This window comes from Streptomyces sp. NPDC004126, assembly GCF_050275515.1.
Lineage (GTDB): Bacteria > Actinomycetota > Actinomycetes > Streptomycetales > Streptomycetaceae > Streptomyces.
This window is the reverse complement of sequence record NZ_JBNNPF010000005.1, coordinates 48,688-67,959: the sequence shown is the minus strand read 5'-3', so window position 1 is coordinate 67,959 and position 19,272 is coordinate 48,688. Positions and strand designations below refer to the sequence as shown.

Annotated in this window: 14 protein-coding genes and 3 riboswitches; of the genes, 7 read left to right on the top strand and 7 right to left on the bottom strand. The window is 71.4% G+C overall.

The features are described from left to right. Position 1 precedes the first annotated feature (1 nt). Positions 2 to 928 carry a hypothetical protein gene (locus tag ACQKM2_RS06885; RefSeq protein WP_427707240.1) on the bottom strand — a complete coding sequence of 309 codons (927 nt, stop codon included), beginning with the start codon at positions 926 to 928 and terminating at the stop codon, positions 2 to 4. Beyond that, positions 925 to 3,663 carry a prenyltransferase/squalene oxidase repeat-containing protein gene (locus ACQKM2_RS06880; protein WP_427707239.1) on the bottom strand — a complete coding sequence of 913 codons (2,739 nt, stop codon included), beginning with the start codon at positions 3,661 to 3,663 and terminating at the stop codon, positions 925 to 927. The genes ACQKM2_RS06885 and ACQKM2_RS06880 overlap by 4 nt, the downstream gene beginning before the upstream one ends. 143 nt (positions 3,664 to 3,806) lie before the next feature. Beyond that, a riboswitch (cobalamin riboswitch) is annotated at positions 3,807 to 3,942 on the bottom strand. Positions 3,943 to 4,021: 79 nt separating this feature from the next. Continuing rightward, a riboswitch (cobalamin riboswitch) is annotated at positions 4,022 to 4,155 on the top strand. A gap of 97 nt (positions 4,156 to 4,252) precedes the next feature. On the opposite strand from ACQKM2_RS06880, the gene ACQKM2_RS06875 reads away from it, so the two are divergent. Next, positions 4,253 to 5,665 (top strand): hypothetical protein, encoded by a 1,413-nt coding sequence (locus ACQKM2_RS06875; protein WP_427707238.1) that lies wholly within the window; start codon positions 4,253 to 4,255, stop codon positions 5,663 to 5,665. 233 nt (positions 5,666 to 5,898) lie between these two features. Here the strand turns inward: ACQKM2_RS06875 and ACQKM2_RS06870 are convergent, their stop codons facing one another. The 4 genes from ACQKM2_RS06870 to aceA all read right to left on the bottom strand — a co-directional run bounded on the left by ACQKM2_RS06870 (position 5,899) and on the right by aceA (position 10,713). Then, the gene (locus tag ACQKM2_RS06870) at positions 5,899 to 6,387 is read right to left on the bottom strand and encodes a DUF4430 domain-containing protein (RefSeq protein WP_427707237.1); all 489 of its coding nucleotides are present in this window, start codon (positions 6,385 to 6,387) and stop codon (positions 5,899 to 5,901) included. 438 nt (positions 6,388 to 6,825) lie between these two features. Then, positions 6,826 to 7,719, bottom strand: coding sequence for a 3-hydroxybutyryl-CoA dehydrogenase (locus ACQKM2_RS06865; RefSeq protein WP_427707236.1), 894 nt, complete (start codon positions 7,717 to 7,719; stop codon positions 6,826 to 6,828). Next, positions 7,716 to 9,314 carry a malate synthase A gene (gene aceB, locus ACQKM2_RS06860; RefSeq protein WP_427707234.1) on the bottom strand — a complete coding sequence of 533 codons (1,599 nt, stop codon included), beginning with the start codon at positions 9,312 to 9,314 and terminating at the stop codon, positions 7,716 to 7,718. Before aceB ends, ACQKM2_RS06865 begins: the two co-directional genes overlap by 4 nt. Before the next feature lie 112 nt (positions 9,315 to 9,426). Next, entirely contained in the window at positions 9,427 to 10,713 is a 1,287-nt protein-coding gene (aceA, locus tag ACQKM2_RS06855; RefSeq protein ID WP_427707232.1) for an isocitrate lyase, read from the bottom strand. A gap of 373 nt (positions 10,714 to 11,086) precedes the next feature. Here aceA and ACQKM2_RS06850 point away from each other — a divergent pair, with 373 nt between their 5' ends. Continuing rightward, positions 11,087 to 12,490 carry a short-chain fatty acyl-CoA regulator family protein gene (locus ACQKM2_RS06850; RefSeq protein WP_427707387.1) on the top strand — a complete coding sequence of 468 codons (1,404 nt, stop codon included), beginning with the start codon at positions 11,087 to 11,089 and terminating at the stop codon, positions 12,488 to 12,490. Positions 12,491 to 12,499: 9 nt separating this feature from the next. Here the strand turns inward: ACQKM2_RS06850 and ACQKM2_RS06845 are convergent, their stop codons facing one another. Then, on the bottom strand, positions 12,500 to 13,414 hold the full coding sequence (locus tag ACQKM2_RS06845) for a cobalamin-binding protein (protein WP_427707231.1): 915 nt from the start codon (positions 13,412 to 13,414) through the stop codon (positions 12,500 to 12,502). Between the two features lie 62 nt (positions 13,415 to 13,476). Next, a riboswitch (cobalamin riboswitch) is annotated at positions 13,477 to 13,647 on the top strand. A gap of 192 nt (positions 13,648 to 13,839) precedes the next feature. On the opposite strand from ACQKM2_RS06845, the gene ACQKM2_RS06840 reads away from it, so the two are divergent. From ACQKM2_RS06840 to ACQKM2_RS06820, 5 genes are read left to right on the top strand one after another with little or no spacing between them, the layout of a single operon-like run. Next, positions 13,840 to 15,339, top strand: a complete 1,500-nt coding sequence (locus tag ACQKM2_RS06840) for a CoA-acylating methylmalonate-semialdehyde dehydrogenase (RefSeq protein WP_427707230.1) — start codon at positions 13,840 to 13,842, stop codon at positions 15,337 to 15,339. Between the two features lie 5 nt (positions 15,340 to 15,344). Further along, the gene (locus ACQKM2_RS06835) at positions 15,345 to 16,490 is read left to right on the top strand and encodes an acyl-CoA dehydrogenase family protein (RefSeq protein ID WP_427707229.1); all 1,146 of its coding nucleotides are present in this window, start codon (positions 15,345 to 15,347) and stop codon (positions 16,488 to 16,490) included. Beyond that, positions 16,487 to 17,572, top strand: coding sequence for an enoyl-CoA hydratase/isomerase family protein (locus tag ACQKM2_RS06830; RefSeq protein WP_427707228.1), 1,086 nt, complete (start codon positions 16,487 to 16,489; stop codon positions 17,570 to 17,572). Before ACQKM2_RS06835 ends, ACQKM2_RS06830 begins: the two co-directional genes overlap by 4 nt. Beyond that, the gene (gene mmsB / locus ACQKM2_RS06825; protein ID WP_427707227.1) at positions 17,569 to 18,471 is read left to right on the top strand and encodes a 3-hydroxyisobutyrate dehydrogenase; all 903 of its coding nucleotides are present in this window, start codon (positions 17,569 to 17,571) and stop codon (positions 18,469 to 18,471) included. The genes ACQKM2_RS06830 and mmsB overlap by 4 nt, the downstream gene beginning before the upstream one ends. Next, entirely contained in the window at positions 18,468 to 19,244 is a 777-nt protein-coding gene (locus tag ACQKM2_RS06820; RefSeq protein WP_427707225.1) for an enoyl-CoA hydratase, read from the top strand. Before mmsB ends, ACQKM2_RS06820 begins: the two co-directional genes overlap by 4 nt. The last annotated feature ends 28 nt before the right edge of the window (positions 19,245 to 19,272 follow it).

Genomic DNA, 19,272 nt, shown 5'->3' with positions numbered 1-19,272 from the left:
GCTACTCCGTACGACGGCGACGCCTGGCCGCGAACACGGCGGCTGCCCCTATCAGCAACACCAGTGCTCCGGTGGCGACGGCGGGCAGGTACGAGCCCGCATCGTGCTCAGCGTCGGCCGCGGGAGCCGCCTCCACGACTTGGGGGCCGGGGGCTGGTGCCGCTGCCGCTGCCGCTGGGGCACTGGCCGACGGGGTCGGGGTGATGCTCTCGGAGGGGCTCGCCGAGGGAGAGGGGCTCTCCGGGGCCGTGGCGCTCGGCGGCGGTGTCGTCGCCGGCGCGGCCGGAGGCGGGTTCTCGGGCCTGGGGCCGGTGTTGACGTTCGGCGGGAGCGGTTCGGCGGTGCGGGTGTCCTGGGGGGCCGGGGCGCCGGTGGGCTTGGTGTTGTGGGCGCGGAGCTGGTCGGGGGTGACGGTGGGCTTGCCCTCGGTGCCCTCGATGTTGGTTCCGCCGAAGATCCACAGGTCGACGCTGCCGGGCTTGGGCTTGTAGAGCATGGCGCCGAGCTGGCTGTACTCCCAGGTGTTCTGACCGGGGTTCGCGTGCCAGTACGACCAGTAGGCGGAGGCCGGCGGGGTCAGGACGCAGTCGTCCTGCTGCGGGGTCGGGTACTGCCTGCCGCCCTGGTGGCCGCTGTAGCCGATCCGGCAGATGAAGGCGGGGCCATCATGGCCGGTGCCGGTGGTGGCCCAGCCGCCCTGGTTGAGCAGCTCGTAGCCGGTGGTGGGGGTGGTCCCGCAGGAGCGGTAGACCGGGCCGCCCCAGTGGCTGAAGTCCACGGCGAGTACGACGCCCGACGACGTGGTGCACTGGCCCATCGCCTGTGGGGCGGCGCCGGCCGGGGCCGCGGTGGCGGCGAACGCCGCCACCGTCATTCCCAGCGCGGCGGCCGTCCGGGCCAGGGCCCGCATGAACCGGCTGCGGCTCATCCCTCGCTCCTCGGGGTCGCGCGGCGGCGCTTCGCGGCGCGGGTGACGCCCCAGCCGCCGAGGACCAGGATCAGGGCCGCGGCGGCGAGCGTGCCGACCTGGGCGCCCGTGGAGGCCAGCGGGCCACCGCCGGACCCGGAGCCGCCGGTGCCTGCGGCCGTGCCGCCGCCGTTCTCGCCCGGGGTCACGATGACGGGGGTGCCGCCGCCGCCGGCGGAGGTGCCTGCGGACCCGCCGTTGGTTCCGCCCGTGGGGGTGGGAATGGGGTTGGGGGTGGTACCCGTCAGGTCGCGCTTGAGGACGGCGAAGGAGATGCCGGTGGTACCCCCGACGGCCTGCGTCGAGGCGCGGACGTCGGAACCGGGCTGACCGCCCTTGACGACGTTGAAGCCGCCATCGGCGTTCTGCTGGGTGGCCAGGAACTTGCGCGCCTTCGCGATGTTGTCCGCGTACTTCGCGCCCTCCAGGGACATGCCCTGGATCGCGAGGGCGGCGGAGTTGACGGAGTTCCCGGAGGCGCCGGGGAAACCGCCGTCCTCCAGCTGCTGCGTCACCAGCCAGGCGATCGCCTTGGTGACGGAGGCCTGGGATTCGGCGTCGGGGAGCAGATCGACGGCCATGGCGGCCATCGCCGTGGAGTCGACCTCGGCAGCGCTCTTCTCACCGATCAGGCTGGGCCAGGCGCCGGATGCCTCCTGCAGGCTCTTGAGGTAGGCGATCGGTTCGGACGCCGCAGTCTTCTCGCCGGCGCGGAGCTGGGCGATGACACCGAGGGACTGGGAGAAGACCGAGGTGGCGTACGTGTAGTTGCCCTTGGCCGCGCACTGCCGGGGGGTGTCGGTCTTCGTGGTGCAGGTGCCCTGGGCGAGGGCCGCGATCAGGTCGTGGCCGCCGAAGGCGCGCGGGTCGCGGCCGACCGCCTCCGCGAGCAGGGCGGTCTTGCCGATGGAGCCGCCGCCGGCGTACTTGGTGCCGATCAGGGTGTAGGCGTCGATGGTGCGGCCCTTGCCGTCTTTGCCGCCCTTGTCGAGGAAGTCGACGATGTCGCGCAGGGTGGCGTCGTTGCCGCCCGTGGCCGCCAGCGCGTAGGCGCCGTCGATGGTCATTCCGTAGTCGGCGAAGCCGGGGCTGCTCTCGTAGTAGCGGCCCTGGATCAGCTGCTTGGGAGCGGTGAGGTAGGCCACGGCCTTCTTCAGGTCCGGGCCGTCACCGGCCGGGGGCGTGGTCGGGGGGTCGCTCTTCTTGGTGGTGAGGGCGACGAGGTCGCTCTTGGCAGCGGCGACGGCAACGGGCGCCGTGGCGAAGAGCCGCGATTCCGTGTCGTCCTCTTCGAAGCCGAAGCCGCCCGCGGGGAACTGGTGGCGCGAGAGCCAGGAGAGGCCGGCGTCGGCGAAGGCGTCGTCGCCGAGTGCACGAAGGGCCTGGGCGGCCCAGGCGGTGGAGGCGGGACTGCCGGTTGTCATGTAGGAGGCGGAGGGCCAGGCACCGGTCGCCAGCTGGGACTTCTTGAGGTAGCCGCGGGCCTTCTGGACAGCGGCGTCGTGGCCGCCGGCCCGCCTGAGGGCCAGGGTGATCAGACCGGTGGAGTTGGCGTCGCTGTCGCACCTGCCGCCGGTGCGGATGAGGATGCCGGTGAATCCGCCGTCCTCGCACTGCAGGCCGGTCAGCCGGTTCACGGCGTCGGCGGGCGGGGTGACGCCGCCGTTCAGCAGGGCGATGACGGCCATGGCCTGGGCGTCGGACTGGCCGGTGGTGCGGAAGTCGCCCTTGGTGAGGCAGCCGTCGACCGGGGCGCCGTCGCCGGCGTTCCGGGGGCAGACGTACTTCACGAGATCCCCGAGCAGGTCGTGTCCGCCGAAGGCGCGGGGGTCCTTGCCGGTGGCTTCGGCGACCAGTGCGAGGCGCGCGGCGGCGGTGGCGTCGGGGATGCCGTCCTTGCCGGCCGGGTAGGCGTACGCGTCCGTCTGAGCGGGAGCGGCCAGGAAGTCGGCCGCCTTCTTCGCCGCCGGGCTCTTCGGGTCGGCGGACACCAGGGCGAAGACCGCCTCGGTGGTGAGGAAGTGGTTCGCGGTGGTGGCACCGTCGTCGACGACGCGTTCCCCGTCCGTCAGCTTTCCGGTGATCCAGCGGATCGCGGCGGGCGCGTCGACCTTCCCTGCGGGCACGGTGGGCGGAGCCGTGGGAACGGTCGGATCGGGGGTGGTCCCGCCTCCGGCCCGCACCTCGTCGGGGGAGAACGAGGGCTTGCCGGAGGTGCCGCCGACGTCCGTGCCGCCGAACACCCAGGCGTCCACGTCGCCGGGCTTCGGCGTGCGCGCCATCGCGCCGAGGGGGCTGTAGGTCCAGTTCTTCTCACCGGGGGAGGCGATCCAGTACGACCAGTAGGCGGTGGCCTGGGGGGTGAGGACGCAGTCCTCCTTGTCCGGCGTGGGGTATTGGGTCCCGGTGCCCTTGCCGATGCGGCAGATGAACCCGTCGCCGTCGTGGACGGTGCCCACGGTGGTGAAGCCGCCGGTGTGCAGCAGCTCGTACCCGGTGGTGGGCGTGGTGTCACAGCCACGCTCGACCTTGCCGCCGAAGGGACCGAAGTCGACCGCGACGATGGCGCCCGTGGTGGCGGTGCACTGCTCGATCGGATCGGCCGAGGCGGGAGCCGTCCCGCCCACGAAAGCCACGCTCGCGGCGAAGGTCAGGAGCGCCGCCGACATGAGCGACAGCAGTCCCTTGCTGCGCATGCGTTGCTGTGATCGCTCTGCGGTCCCCACCACGGCCCCTCGTGTCGGCCGGGCGGACCTGTGCGTGGCAAAAGGTCTTCCGAAGGCATGACGCCATGGGGAAGCCGTTCGAACCACGCCGTAGTCCGCGACGGCGTTTCTCGCTGCAAAAACCTGGCTCCAGGCATTCCGACTCGCCCGGACGGTGCCGGGCCTACGGTTGCGGGTCAGCGCCGGATTTCGACCGGCTTCCCCTGGAACTGAGTGCTTATCAGTCGGAGTGGACCACGCTGATAAAGACAGCGTCAAGGTGGTCTGCGTCTCACGCGTCACCGGCCCCGGTCCGCGCGACCGCCCGCCGCATTCGTCGCTGGCGGACCTGTGATCGCTCGGGTAGCGTCCTGGGCTGCCACATGGGGGAACCCGGTGTGAATCCGGGGCTGACGCGCAGCGGTGTGGGACGGCAGGGGGCCGTTCACGAGCCCGAATGCCCGTGCGGCGAGGCAATTCACCAGCCGTACCACGCGTTCGGACGGCGGCCACCGTGCTCCGGGCTGCCCGCTCGCAGGAGCATCGGTCAGGTCGGCGTCCCTCATTCCAGGAGCAGGCCATGTCCCGTCCCCGTACCTCCCGCCGTTCTGCGCTCGCGGTGCCCGCCGCGCTCGGCGCCCTCGTTCTCACCGCGCTGCCGGCCTTCGCCACGTCGTCGCCCGCGCAGATCGCCACGTCCAGGACCAATGGTGTGGCATATCTCAAGTCCCTTCAGGCAGCGGACGGTTCGTATGCCGGCGCCGGCCTGTCGAACGAGTGGGCGTTCACCGCTTTCGCCGCCGCCGGCACGGCCGTCGTCGACGTCTACCCGGGCGGCGACACGACGAAGAACGCGCGGACCGTCTACCGCAACCTGCTGTCGACGGCGGGCTGGCCGCAGGCCTCCCCGGTCGTCACCGACTACGAACGCGGCACGCTGAACGCCTACGCCGCGGGCATCGACCCGGCCCGCGTCTCGGCCTCCCGCAACCTCATCGCGAACGTCTACTCCTACTGGCAGACGGCCGAGGCGGGCTACTTCGGTCCGTCGGGGAACTTCAACGGCACGGTCTTCGCGGCCCTTTCGCTGGGCGGCGCCAAGACGCAGGGCGGCGCGCAGCGCGTCCCGCAGGCGCTGACCGACTCCATGGTCACCCGCATCCGCGCCAACCAGCACGTGGACGGCGGCTGGACCTTCAACAAGGCCGAGGGCAACCCCACCGTCCTGAACTCCGCGAGCGACGTCGACATGACGGGCGCCGCCATGGCCGCGCTGTGCGTCTCCGGGGTCCCGAACACCGACACCGACGTCGTCCAGGCGAAGAACTTCCTCAAGAGCACCCTCGTCCCGGGCACCGGTGCGTTCAACTCCCTGTACGGGGTCAACACCAGCTCCAACGGCTGGGGCGTCGCGGGTCTGAACGCCTGCGGATTCAACCCGCAGACCGGCGACTTCCTCACCGGCAGCGGCAAGACCCCGATCGACTTCCTGATCGCCAACCAGTACAACCCGGCCGGCGGCTTCAAGTACAAGCCCTCCGACACCACCCCCTCGGCCTACTCTTCGATCGACGCGCTGCGCGCGGTCGCGGGCGGCGGTTTCACCACCGCCCCGCCGGTCCCGGTCACCCCGGGCGCCCCGCAGTGGGTCGCCCAGTCGACCTTCACCTCCGGGACCGCGACGAAGCTGGCACTGACGGTCGACGACGGCGCCGGAAACCTGAAGGTCTGCTCGGTGGCCTTCACGCCGACGGGTACGACCACCACCCTCGGCGACGTCCTGGCCGCCGCGACCAGCGCGGCCACGCCCTCGGGCTGCGTCACGGCCGTGACCCCGTCCTCCGGCACGGGAACCATCACCAGTGTCAACGGCAAGGCCAACAGCGGCTCGAACACCTGGAAGGTCAGCGTCGACGGCTCCTCCTTCGCCGGGGCGCTCCGCGAGAAGGTCATCAACGTGGGCGACACCATCGCACTGCGGTGGGGCGCCTGACCATCCGGTGGCGGTGGGGGTTGCAAGGTTCCGACGGACGCTCCCACGACCGTTCCCCAGACGGCCAAGGGCCTGCTCAGCGGCTTGGAAGCCGCAGTAGAGCAGGCCCACCGAGTGATCGGAAGGCAGGCGGAAGCACCCTCCCGTGCTTCTGGCGGCCGTCAGCGCAGCCGTTAGGAGGTCCGGGGGAGCGCATACAGCGTGGATGCCCACCGCGCTTCCGTCGGGGTGGACTAGAACGACGTCCAGGTGAAGGCGACCTGGTCGCCCGCGTTGAGCTTGAACTGGCAGCCACCGACGGGGGTGGGAGTGCCGTTGACGGAGATGCTCCAGTAGGCGGAGCCGCCTCCGCTGACGTTCTTGATGGTGTCGACGGAGTAGTCGTCGAAGGACGCGTACCAAGTACCGTCCCAGCCGAAGTAGTTCAGGCGGGCAGCATCGTCGAGCGCCGCGGTCGGAGTGGGAACCTTGGACGGGTTGGCACCGCCGTTGGTGCCGTCGCACTTGTGGGTGCCTCCGGTCGCCGTGGAGACGTCGTGCCCCTTGGTCTTGATCTTGCCCTTGAACAGCAGTCCGTTGGGGCCCTGGACGGTGAGGTCGACCTTGACGGCCGCGTTCGTGTTCGGCTTGGGGGCAGCCTCGGCCACGGCCGGAGCGGTGGCGAGCGCGAGGCCGAGCGCGACGGTGGTGATCACGGAGCGGCGGGCGGGTATTCGGCGCATGGAGTGCCTTCTTCCTGAGAGGGACGACGGTCCGAGCCCGCGATCCCTCCGACCCACGCGCCGACCCTTGCCCGCCTCCCTGGGGGAAGCGGGCAAGAGGTGCCGGCCGGGGCTGGGGGCTTCGCGCTGCAGACCATGACAGTGAGAAGCAGTACGCATCGCACCCCGGGTACTCCGACTCACGGTGCGGTCAGCCCCGTTCACGGTTGCAGGTCAGCGCCGGAATCCCACCGGCTTCCCCCAGTTGTGCGTGCATTCGGTTGTGAGCCCCCGCCGCGTGGGCCGGAGCAGAACGCATCGTACGGCGTGCCGGGCGGGGGCCGGAAGGAAACCCTTGAAGAAGGGCAGCGGGACGGGGCGTGACGACACCACTCGCCACGCCCCGTCGCTCCTCAGCTGCCGGGCACCCTCAGAACCCGGGCGGCGAACCGGGACTTCTCAGTCCCGGTCGTACGTGTGGAACCCGCGGCCGGTCTTGCGGCCGAGCAGCCCCGCCTGAACCATCCGCTGGAGCAGCGGGGGCGGGGCGTACAAGGGTTCCTTGAACTCGTCGTAGAGCGATTCGGCGATCGCGGCGACCGTGTCCAGGCCGATGAGGTCGGCGAGCCTGAGCGGGCCCATGGGATGGGCGCAGCCCAGCTCCATGCCCGCGTCCACGTCCCTCGCGGTCGCGAACCCGGACTCGGCCATGCGGACGGCCGAGAGGAGGTAGGGAATCAGCAGGGCGTTGACGACGAAGCCGGCCCGGTCCTGGGAGCGGACGGCGGTCTTGCCGAGGGTGTCGCGGACGAAGGTCTCGACGGTGTCGGCCACATGTGCCGCGGTGTGCAGGGAGGACACGATCTCGACCAGCGGGAGGACGGGTACGGGGTTGAAGAAGTGCAGGCCGAGTACGTGGTCGGCGCGGCGGGTGGCCATGCCGAGCCGCATGACGGGGATGGCGGAGGTGTTGGTGGCGAGGATCGCCTCCGGGTCCTCCACGATCTTGTCCAGGGCGGTGAAGATCTCGGTCTTGGCGTCGGCGTTCTCGGTGACCGCCTCGATGACCAGCTGGCGGTCGGCGAGGTCCTCCAGATCACCCGTGAACAGGAGCCGAGCGAGGGCGTCCTCTGCCGATATCCGGTCGAGTTTCCCGCGCTGGACGGCGCGTTCGAGGGAAACGGCGATCCGCTCGCGGGCTGCCAGGGCGGCGGCCGCGTCGGCCTCGGCGACGACGGTGTCGAGTCCGGCCCGGGCGCAGACCTCGGCGATGCCGGCGCCCATCTGGCCTCCGCCGACGACTCCGACCCGCTGGATGCCGTGCGTGTCGTGAGGCTGAATCGGGGCGTTCACGCTGTCACCTGCGCAGGAGCGCGACGAACGAGGTGGCGGGAATACGCATCCGGGGTGAAGAAGGCCGGGAGCCGCCCCGAGAGAGCGCCGTCCACGAAGACCTCGCGTGCCTCGACGACCAGGGCCTGCGGATCCTCCGCCTCCAGGGCGGCGCATTCGGCGTCGAGGAGGTCGACGACGGCGGCGCGTTCCACCCGGTCGTGGCGGAGCCACTGCCAGATCTGGACGCGGGCGATCTCGGCGGTGGCCGCGTCCTCCATGAGACCGTACAGGGCGACGGCGCCGTGGCCGCGCAGCCATGCGTCGAAGTAGCGCAGGGCCACGGCGACGTTCGAGCGGACGCCGTCGAGGGTGGGGGGTGCGGCGATCCGGCGTACCGAGAGCAAGTCGGCAGCCGTGGTCTCGACGTCCTGGCGTGTGCGCTCCAGCTGGTGCGGCCGGTTCCCGAGAACGCCGTCGAAGACCTCGCGGCAGACCGGGACGAGCCCGGGGTGGGCGACCCAGGAGCCGTCGAAGCCGTCCTCGGCCTCGCGCTCCTTGTCGAGGCGGACCTTCGCGAGTGCCGCTTCGTTCGCGGCCGGGTCCTTGCTGGGGACATGGGCGGCCATACCGCCGATGGCGTGGGCGCCGCGCTTGTGGCAGGTGCGGACGAGGAGTTCGGTGTAGGCGCGCATGAACGGAGCGGTCATGGTGACGGCAGCCCGGTCCGGGAGCTGGAAGTCGGTACGGTGGCCGAAGGTCTTGATGAGGCTGAACAGGTAGTCCCAGCGGCCTGCGTTCAACCCGGCGCTGTGCTCGCGCAGTTCGTAGAGGATTTCCTCCATCTCGAACGCGGCAGTGATCGTCTCGATCAGGACGGTGGCGCGGACCGTGCCACGGGGGATTCCCAGGAGGTCCTGGGCCAGCACGAAGATGTCGTTCCACAGGCGGGCCTCGTACCGGTTCTCCAGCTTGGGGAGGTAGAAGTACGGGCCGTGGCCGGCATCGATCTGCCGCTGCGCACAGTGGAAGAAGTAGAGGCCGAAGTCGACCAGGGAGGCGGGGACGGGCCGGCCGTCGATCTCCAGGTGTTCTTCGAGGAGGTGCCAGCCGCGCGGGCGGACCATGATCGTGGCGAGGTCCGTACCGAGGCGGTACTCCTTGCCCTCGGGCGTGGTGAAGTCGATGCGCCGGTCGATGGCGTCGAGGAGGGTCAGCTGACCCCCGATGACGTTGCTCCACGTGGGGGCGGTGGCGTCCTCGAAGTCGGCCATCCAGACCTTGGCCCCGGAGTTGAGCGCGTTGACGGCCATCCGGCGGTCCGGCGGCCCGGTGATCTCCACCCGGCGGTCGGTCAGTCCGGGCGCGGGTGGCGCGACCCGCCAGTCGAGGTCGGCGCGGACCGCTGAGGTGGCGCGGGAGAAGTCCAGGGGCGTCCCCGAGGCGAGGTTGCCGGTCCGGCGGCGGCGCTCCTTGAGGATCTCCAGACGACGCCCCGCGAAGGCCGCGTCGAGGCGGGCGATGAAGCCGAGCGCCGCCGGGGTGAGGATCTCGTCGTGGCGCTCACCCGGTGTGCCGAGGACTCGGACACCGGCGGTCAGGGACGTGGATGACATGCGGTTCTGCTCCTCGGGGGTGGGCGGCCGGCGCCCGAGGGAGATGCCTCGGGCGCCTTCGGGCGACGACGGCCGCCGGCTGGGCGTGGCCGGATGGGAGGGAAGACGGTTCCTAGTGGAACTGCTCTTCCTCGGTGGAGCCGGCGAGAGCGGTGGTGGAGGAGGCCGGGTTGACGGCGGTGGAGACGAGGTCGAAGTAGCCGGTGCCGACCTCGCGCTGGTGCTTGACGGCGGTGAAGCCGTGCTGCTGGGCGGCGAACTCGCGTTCCTGGAGGTCGACGTAGGCGGTCATGCCGTGTTCGGCGTAGCCGCGGGCGAGGTCGAACATGCCGTGGTTGAGGGAGTGGAAGCCGGCGAGGGTGATGAACTGGAAGCGGTAGCCCATCGCGCCCAGCTCCCGCTGGAACTTGGCGATCTGGTCGTCGTCCAGCGCGGCCTTCCAGTTGAAGGAGGGCGAGCAGTTGTACGCCAGCATCTGGTCCGGGAACTGCGCGTGGATCGCCTCGGCGAACTGCCGCGCCTGCTCCAGGTCCGGGGTGCCGGTCTCGACCCAGATGAGATCGGCGTACGGGGCGTAGGCGAGGCCGCGGGCGATGACCGGGGCCATGCCGTTGCGAACGTGGTAGAAGCCCTCGGCGGTGCGCTCGCCCGTGCAGAACTCCGCGTCGCGCTCGTCCACGTCGCTGGTCAGCAGGGTCGCGGCGAGGGCGTCCGTACGGGCGATGATCAGGGTCGGGGTGTCGGCGATGTCGGCGGCCAGGCGGGCCGCGTTGAGGGTGCGGACGTGCTGGGAGGTCGGGACGAGGACCTTGCCGCCGAGGTGGCCGCACTTCTTCTCGGAGGCCAGCTGGTCCTCGTAGTGGATGCCGGCGGCGCCCGCCGCGATCATCGCCTTGGTGAGCTCGAAGGCGTTCAGCGGGCCGCCGAAGCCGGCCTCCGCGTCCGCGACGATCGGCGCGAGCCAGTCCGTCGTGTCGGTGCCGCCCTCGGCGGTGGCGATCTGGTCGGCGCGCAGCAGCGCGTTGTTGATCCGACGGACCACCTGCGGGACCGAGTTGACCGGGTAGAGGCTCTGGTCGGGGTAGGTGTGTCCGGCCTGGTTGGCGTCGGCGGCCACCTGCCAGCCGGAGAGGTAGATCGCCTGGAGGCCGGCCCGCACCTGCTGGACCGCCTGACCGCCGGTGAGGGCGCCGAGGGCGTGGATGTAGTCCTGCTCGTGGAGCTGTCGCCACAGCCGCTCGGCGCCGCGCCGGGCCAGGGTGTGCTCCTCGCGGACGCTGCCCGAGAGCCGCACCACGTCCTCGGCGGAGTAGGTCCGCTCGATGCCCGCCCACCGCGGGTCCGTGGCCCACTTCTGCTTGAGCTGCTCGGCGGCCGCCGTCGTGTTCGTGTCTGCCATGACCGTCACCGTCTCCATGAATCGCTTGGTCTGCCAACGCGCTCGTTCATCACGGCGAGCCGATGGCACTCTGTGCCGCGTATAGGGGTGGCGGCCGCCGGGTCCTGGGTTGAACTGAGCAATGTTGCAGGTCAGCCGAGTGTGGACTGCCGGGATCGCCGACGTCAGGGCATGAGTCGTGCCTGGAGTGTCCTTCTCGACTGCCGGGGTCCGGCGGCCGCAGGACAGACTCTGACAGCGGCACGCAGTGCCATCAATGCGGTACGTATGCCAACTTCTGCGAATCTTCTGCGGCCTTTTTGCCAAGGTTGCGAAGGTTGGAAACGGCAGGATCATGCGTAACCTGAAGCCGGTCGAGGCCGGAGGAGTCCAGGTGAGCAAGACGTACGCGGGGGCGCGCCTGCGGAGGCTGCGCGAGGAGCGCCGGATGAGCCAGGCCGAGTTGGCCCGGGTCCTGGGCATCTCGCCGAGCTACCTGAACCAGATGGAGCACGACTCCCGGCCCCTCACGGTGCCGGTCCTGCTGCGGCTGACCGAGGCGTTCGGCGTCGACCCGGGCTTCTTCTCCGAACGGGACACCAGCCGGCTCGTCGCCGACCTGCGCGAGGCCCTGGCGAGCGAGGTCGCCGAGGCCCGGGTCTCCCCCTCCGACCTGGCCGAACTGGCCACCCGGATGCCGGCCGTGGCCGCTGTCCTGCTGGACCTGGGACGGCGCAGCCAACTCCTGGCCGAGCGGCTCGCGGACACCGCGGACGGACGGGACGGCGGCCCGGCGGCGCCGCGCTCGCCACACGAGGAGATCCGGGAGTTCTTCTACCGCCGCCAGAACTACCTCCACGACACCGACCTCGCCGCCGAGGCCCTCGCCCGGGAGATCGGCATCCGCCCCGGGGAGGTCGTCCGGGTGCTGTCGCGCCGTCTCACCGAGCACCACGGACTCCGCCTCGCCGCCGACTCCGACCGCCTCCACCACTTCGACGCGGGCGCGCGGGTCCTGCACCTGTCCGGCCGGTTGCGGCCGGGCCAGCAGGCGTTCCGGATGGCCACCCAGCTCGCCCTGCTGGAGTACGGGGCGGAGCTGGACCGGCTGGCCGCCGAGGACTTCCCTCAGGGCGCCCCCGCACACGGTCTGGCCCGGATCGGCATCGCGAACTACTTCGCGGCCGCGCTGATCCTGCCGTACGGCGCCTTCCACTCGGCCGCCGAGGAGTTCCGGTACGACATCGAGCGGCTCACCGACCACTTCGGCATCGGCTACGAGACCGTCTGCCATCGCCTGAGCACGCTGCAACGCCCCAGGCTGCGCGGGGTGCCCTTCTCCTTCGTCCGGGTCGACCGGGCCGGGAACATGTCGAAGCGGCAGTCCGCCACCGGATTCCACTTCTCCCGCGCCGGCGGCACCTGTCCGCTGTGGAACGTGTACGAGGCCTTCGCCGCGCCCGGCCGCATCCACGTCCAGGTCGCCGCCATGCCCGACGGCCAGCGGTACCTGTGGACCGCCCGCGCGGTCACCCGGCACCGCGGCGGCTGGGGCGAGCCCGGCAAGACCTTCGCCATCGGCCTCGGCTGCGAGATCCGCCACGCGCCCCGGCTCGTCTACTCCGACGGCCTCGACCTCGACAACGCCGAGGCGGCCACCCCCATCGGCATGGGCTGCCGTCTCTGCGAGCGCCTCGACTGCCCCCAACGCGCCGTTCCGCCGCTGGGCCGCCCGCTCGCGGTCGACGAGAACAGCAGCACCTTCATCCCCTACCCGGTCGCCCGCGACCGGGGGTGAACACCCGGCTCAGCCCAGCCGGTGCGCCTCCGCCTCGGTCACCGGGTCCCCCACCAGCACTCCGTGGAGCACGTGGGCGAGCACCTCGGCTCCGCGGACCACGCGGGGGCCCGGCCGGTTGAAGTACGCGGGGCCGTCCAGCACCCACACCTCCCCTGCCCGCACTGCGGGCAGTTCGTCCCAGCCGGGCAGCGACGTGAGGAGGCCGAGCTCCGTCAGGGTCCGCTCGGGCGGGAAGCCGCACGGCAGGACGAGGACCACGTCCGGGTGCGCCTCGCGCACCGCCTCCCACGTCATCGGTTCGGTGTGCTCGCCAGGCTCGGCGAGCAGCGGCTCGCCGCCCGCCGCGGCGATCTGTTCCGGTACCCAGTGGCCGGCGGGCCACAGCGGGTCGAGCCACTCGACGGCCACCACCCGGGGCCGCGGCCGGCCCTCCGTACGGCGCCGCACCTCGGCGAGCCGGCCCTGCAGCTCGGCGCGGCGGCGCAGGGCCCGCTCACGTACCCCCAGCAGGTCACCCACGGTGACCAGGCAGTCCAGCACGTCGTCGAGGGTCTTCGGCTCCAGGCTCAGGACCCGGGGTCCGGCTTCCATGACGCGCACCGCCCGGGTGACGCTCTCGTAGGAGACGGCGCAGACCTGGCAGAGGTCCTGGGTGAGCAGGACTTCCGGTGCGAGCTCGGCGAGGGCTTCGGTGTCCAGGGTGTAGAGCGAGGAGCCGGAGTGGGCAGACCCGCCGACGGCCTCGGAGATCTCCCGGCTGCTGAGTGCGTCCGCGTCGAATTCGGCGCGGGTGACGACCGGTACGGAGGCCACCGCGGCGGGCGGCCAGTCGCATTCGTGGGTGCGTCCGACCAGGTCGGCGACGAGTCCGAGATCCGCCACGATGTCCGTGGCCGCCGGGAGCAGGGAGACGATGCGCATGCTCCGACTGTAGGCGCACTCGAGTGGCGGGTCTGGACTTACTAGGACGTCCAACTATATGTTCGTGGAACAAGGTCCGCGGTGCAGGGAAGCCGGTGCGAAACCGGCACGGTCCCGCCACTGTGACCGGGGAGTGTGCTGCCATCCACACGCCACTGACGAGGGCTGTCGGGAAGGCGGGCGGCACGCGGGGATCCGGGAGTCAGGATACCGGCCGCGGATGTTCCGTGTTGTCCACGAGGATGGAGCAGACACGCATGGCACCGGTTTGTACCCACGACCCTGGTGATCCGGCGGAGCGCACCCACACCACTTCCCTGCGCTCGTAGTTCTCACGGCCTTCCGCGGCGGCGCACCCCCATCCGGGTGCCGTCCGCCGGTCTGCCGTGCCATCCCCGGATCCAACCTGACGAGAGCAGGCACCCATGGTCCGTGAACTCACCCATTTCATCGGCGGAAAGCACACCACCGGCACCTCCGGTCTCTTCGCCGACGTGTACGACCCGAACACCGGCACCGTCCAGGCCCGCGTACCGCTGGCCGGGCGGGCCGATACCGAAGCCGCCATCGCCAACGCCGAGGAGGCACAGGCCGATTGGGGCCAGTGGAACCCGCAGCGCCGCGCCCGCGTCCTGCTGCGTTTCCTCCAGCTCGTCGAGGGCGAGCGGGAGAACCTGGCCCGGATGTTGTCGGCCGAGCACGGCAAGACGGTCGCCGACGCCCACGGCGACCTGCAACGCGGCTTGGAAGTAGTCGAGTTCGCCGCGGGGATCCCGCACCTCCTCAAGGGCGAGTTCACCGACAACGCGGGCACCGGCATCGACGTGCACTCGCTTCGCTCGCCGCTGGGCGTGGTCGCGGGCATCACCCCGTTCAACTTCCCCGCGATGATCCCGCTCTGGCAGGCCGCACCCGCTCTCGCCTGCGGCAACGCGTTCATCCTAAAGCCGTCCGAGCGCGATCCGTCCGTCCCGCTGCGGCTCGCGGAGCTGTTCCTGGAGGCCGGTCTGCCGCCGGGCGTACTGAACGTGGTCAACGGCGGCAAGGAGGCCGTCGACACCCTCCTGGAGGATCCGCGCGTCCAGGCCCTCGGGTTCGTCGGCTCCACCCCGATCGCCGCGCACATCTACGCCACCGCTGCCGCGCACGGCAAGCGCGCCCAGTGCTTCGGCGGCGCCAAGAACCACATGATCGTGATGCCCGACGCCGACCTCGACCAGGCCGTCGACGCCCTGATCGGCGCCGGCTACGGCTCTGCCGGCGAACGCTGCATGGCCATCTCCGTCGCCGTACCCGTGGGTGAGGAGACCGCGGACCGACTGGTCGCCGCCCTGAAGGAGCGCATCGGCACGTTGCGGATCGGGCGCTCGGACGACCCCGATGCCGACTTCGGCCCCCTGGTCAGCCGCGACGCCCTGGACCGGGTGAACCGCTACGTGGACATCGGCGTCAACGAGGGGGCCGAACTCGTCGTCGACGGCCGCCCCTTCACGCTTCCCGGCCATGAGAACGGCTACTTCGCCGGCGCCACCCTCTTCGACCGGGTCTCCCCGCAGATGCGCGTCTACCGCGAGGAGATCTTCGGGCCGGTGCTGACCGTCGTACGGGCCGCCGACTTCGAAGAGGCGCTCCGCCTCCCGAGCGAGCACCCGTACGGCAACGGCGTGGCCATCTTCACCCGCGACGGGGACACCGCCCGCGAATTCACCCGGCGCGTCAACACCGGCATGGTCGGCGTCAACGTGCCCATCCCGGTGCCCGTCGCCTACCACACCTTCGGCGGCTGGAAGAAGTCCGGATTCGGCGACCTCAACCAGCACGGCCCCGACTCCATCCGCTTCTACACCCGCACCAAGACCGTCACCTCGCGCTGGCCCTCCGGGGTCAAGGAGGGCGCGAGCTTCACCATCCCGACGATGGGGTGATCGCCGTGACCACCACCCTCACCGAGGACCAGCTCGCCCTCGCCGAAGTCACCCTCGACTTCGCCCAGGAGCAGCTCGCCCCGCACGCCGTGGCCTGGGACCAGGACAAGCACTTTCCCGTCGACGTCATCCGCAGGGCCGCCGCCCTCGGCCTCGCCGGTGTCTACGTCCGTGAGGACCACGGCGGCTCGGGCCTGTCCCGCGGCGACGGCGTCCTCGTCTTCGAGACCCTCGCCACCGGCTGCCCCTCCATCGCCGGATACCTCTCCATCCACAACATGGTCGCCTGGATGATCGACCGCTACGGCGACCGGTCCCAGCGCGAGCGCTGGCTGCCGGGCCTCTGTTCCGCCACGACCCTGGGCAGCTACTGCCTGACCGAACCCGGCGCGGGCTCGGACGCCGCGGCCTTGCGCACCCGCGCGGAGCGGCAGGGCGACCACTACGTGCTCACCGGGGTGAAGCAGTTCATCTCGGGCGCCGGTGCTTCGGACCTCTACGTGGTCATGGCACGGACGGGTGAACCGGGACCCGGAGGGATCTCCGCATTCGTCGTCGAGCGTGCGGATCCGGGGGTCTCCTTCGGTCCCAACGAAAGGAAGATGGGCTGGAACGCCCAGCCCACCCGCCAGGTGATCCTCGACGGCGTCCGCGTCCCTGCGGACCGGCGGCTCGGCGCCGAGGGCGAGGGCTTCCGCATCGCCATGAACGGCCTCAACGGCGGCCGCCTCGGCATCGCCGCGTGCTCGCTCGGCGGGGCGCAGAGCGCCCTGGACCGTTCGCTGTCCTACCTGGCCGACCGCGAGGCCTTCGGCTCCAGGCTGCTGGACGCCCAGGCCCTGCAGTTCCGTCTCGCCGACATGGCCACCGAGCTGGCCGCCGCCCGCGCGCTGGTGCGGCAGGCCGCCGAAGCCCTCGACACCGGGGATCCGCTGGCCCCGCGCCTGTGCGCGATGGCCAAGCGCTTCGCCACCGACACCGGGTACGCGGTCGCCGACGCCGCCCTCCAACTCCACGGCGGCTACGGCTACCTCAGCGAGTACGGCATCGAGAAGATCGTCCGCGACCTGCGGGTCCACCAGATCCTGGAAGGCACCAACGAGGTCATGCGCGTCATCGTCGCGCGCGGACTGACGGAGACCCTGCGATGACCAACGAGAACCCCACCGGCGAGGACCCCGTCCTGCTGCGCACCGATGGCCACGCCGCGTACATCACCCTCAACCGCCCCAAGGCGCTGAACGCCCTCAGCCACCCCATGGTGCTCCGTGTCGAGGAGGCCCTCTCGGCCTGGGCGGTCGACCCTGCGGTCGAACTGGTCGTCATCGAGGGCGCGGGGGAGCGGGGCCTGTGCGCGGGCGGCGACATCCGCGCGATCCACGAGGACGCCCGCACCGGCGGCACCGCCTCGGCGGACTTCTGGCGCGACGAGTACCGGCTCAACGCGCTGATCGCCCGCTACCCCAAGCCGTACGTCGCCCTGATGGACGGCATCGTGATGGGCGGCGGGGTCGGCGTCTCCGCACACGGCAGCGTCCGCATCGTCACCGAACGGTCGAAAGTGGCCATGCCCGAAACCGGCATCGGCTTCGTCCCCGACGTCGGCGGCACGTACCTCCTCGCCTTGGCCCCCGGGGAGTTGGGCACCCACCTGGCGCTCACCGGCGCGCCCGTCGACGCCACCGACGCACTGCTGTGCGGACTCGCCGACCACTACGTCCCCGCCTCGGCGCTGCCGGCCCTCGCCCGGGACCTGGCCACCGCCTCCGTGCACTCCGTTCTGGAGCGGTACGTGGAACAGCCGCCGCCGGGCGCTCTCGCCTCCCCACGCGAGTGGATCGACCACTGCTACGCCGCCGACACGGCGGAGGAGATCGTGGCACGGCTGCTCGCGTCGGGCGTACCCGCCGCGAAGGACGCTGCCGACACCCTGCTGTCCAAGTCCCCCACCGCCGTCAAGGTCACCCTGGCCGCGCTCCGCCGCGCCCGGCACCTCGGACCGCTGGAGCGGGTGCTGGAGCAGGAGTACCGGGTCTCGTGTGCCGCGCTGTCCTCACCCGACCTGGTCGAGGGCATCCGGGCCCAGGTCATCGACAAGGACCGCACCCCGCACTGGTCACCGGCCGCGCTGGAGGACGTCACCGCTGCGGACGTGGACCGGTTCTTCGCCCCGCTCGACGCGAACGAGCTCCGGCTCGTCGCGGCCATTTCGTCGCAGGAGGTCGTCTGGTGAGCAGCACCGTCGCATTCGTCGGGCTCGGGCACATGGGCGGACCGATGGCCGCCAACCTGGTCAAGGCCGGTCACCGCGTCCTCGGCTTCGACCTCGTCCCCGACCTGCTGGCCGGCGCGGCGGCGGCCGGGGTCGAGCCCGCTGCATCCGCTGCTGCGGCCGCCGCGGAAGCAGACGTGGTCATCACCATGCTTCCCGCGGGCCGCCATGTCCTCGCCCTCTACGGTGAGCAGGGGTTCCTGGCGGCGGCCCGGCCGGGGACCCTGTTCGTCGACTGTTCCACCATCGACGTGGCCGACGCCCGTGCCGCCCACGAGGCCGTCGTGGCGGCCGGCCACCGCGCGCTGGACGCGCCCGTGTCGGGCGGGGTGGTGGGCGCCGAGGCCGCCACGCTCACCTTCATGGCGGGCGGCGGGGCCGAGGAGTTCGCCGCCGCGGCGCCGCTGCTCGACGCCATGGGCAAGAAGGCGGTGCACTGCGGCGAGGCAGGTGCCGGGCAGGCCGCGAAGATCTGCAACAACATGATCCTCGCCATCTCGATGATCGGCGTGAGCGAGGCGTTCGTCCTCGCCGAGAGCCTCGGTCTTGACCACCAGGCCCTCTACGACGTCGCCTCCACCGCCTCCGGTCAGTGCTGGGCCCTGACCGTCAACTGCCCGGTACCCGGCCCGGTCCTGACCAGCCCGGCCAACCGCGACTACCGGCCGGGCTTCGCCGCCCCGCTGATGGCCAAGGACCTCGGGCTCGCGGCGAACGCCCTGCGCTCCGGCGGGGTGGACGCCCCGCTGGGCCTCAAGGCCGCCGAGATGTACGCGGCGTTCGCCGCCGCCGAGGGCGCGGACCTCGACTTCTCCGCGATCGTCCGCACCCTGCGACCTCAGAACGGAACTCCCGCATGACCGTCTACGAGACCATCCTGCTCGAACGCAAGGGCCGCGTGGCCATCCTCACCCTCAACCGGCCCGAGGCGCTCAACGCCCTCAACCTCCAGGTCATGACCGAGGTCGTGGCCGCCGCGGAGGAACTGGACCGGGACCCGGACGTCGGCTGTATCGTCCTCACCGGCTCCGCCAAGGCCTTCGCCGCCGGCGCCGACATCAAGGAGATGCGCCCGCAGAGCTACATGGACATGTACCTCTCCGACTGGTTCACCGCATGGGACCGCCTGGGCCAGGTGCGCACCCCCACCCTCGCCGCGGTCGCCGGCTACGCCCTCGGAGGCGGCTGCGAACTGGCCATGCTCTGCGACATCCTCCTCGCCGCCGACACGGCCAAGTTCGGGCAGCCGGAGATCAAGCTGGGCGTCATCCCCGGCATCGGCGGCTCCCAGCGCCTCACCCGCGCCGTCGGCAAGGCCAAGGCCATGGAGCTGTGCCTGACCGGGCGCACCATGGACGCCACCGAGGCCGAACGTGCCGGGCTGGTCTCCCGGATCGTGCCGGCCGACGAACTGCTCGCCGAGGCCCTCGCCGTGGCCACGACCGTCGCCGAGATGTCCAAGCCGGTCGCCATGATGGCCAAGGAATCCGTGAACCGCGCCTTCGAGACCACCCTCACCGAAGGCGTCCGCTTCGAACGCCGCCTGTTCCACGCGGTGTTCGCCACGGCCGACCAGAAGGAGGGCATGTCGGCGTTCGTGGACAAGCGCCCGCCGCACTTCACCCACGGCTGATCGCGCCCGGGTCCGGGGGGCGGCAGAT

Bases quoted from the DNA above. Each gene is read 5' to 3' on its own strand.
- ACQKM2_RS06885 (WP_427707240.1), bottom strand. From the start codon at position 928: ATGAGCCGCAGCCGGTTCATGCGGGCCCTGGCCCGGACGGCCGCCGCG.
- ACQKM2_RS06880 (WP_427707239.1), bottom strand. From the start codon at position 3,663: ATGCGCAGCAAGGGACTGCTGTCGCTCATGTCGGCGGCGCTCCTGACC.
- ACQKM2_RS06875 (WP_427707238.1), top strand. From the start codon at position 4,253: ATGTCCCGTCCCCGTACCTCCCGCCGTTCTGCGCTCGCGGTGCCCGCC.
- ACQKM2_RS06870 (WP_427707237.1), bottom strand. From the start codon at position 6,387: ATGCGCCGAATACCCGCCCGCCGCTCCGTGATCACCACCGTCGCGCTC.
- aceB (WP_427707234.1), bottom strand. From the start codon at position 9,314: ATGTCATCCACGTCCCTGACCGCCGGTGTCCGAGTCCTCGGCACACCG.
- aceA (WP_427707232.1), bottom strand. From the start codon at position 10,713: ATGGCAGACACGAACACGACGGCGGCCGCCGAGCAGCTCAAGCAGAAG.
- ACQKM2_RS06845 (WP_427707231.1), bottom strand. From the start codon at position 13,414: ATGCGCATCGTCTCCCTGCTCCCGGCGGCCACGGACATCGTGGCGGAT.
- ACQKM2_RS06840 (WP_427707230.1), top strand. From the start codon at position 13,840: ATGGTCCGTGAACTCACCCATTTCATCGGCGGAAAGCACACCACCGGC.
- ACQKM2_RS06830 (WP_427707228.1), top strand. From the start codon at position 16,487: ATGACCAACGAGAACCCCACCGGCGAGGACCCCGTCCTGCTGCGCACC.
- ACQKM2_RS06820 (WP_427707225.1), top strand. From the start codon at position 18,468: ATGACCGTCTACGAGACCATCCTGCTCGAACGCAAGGGCCGCGTGGCC.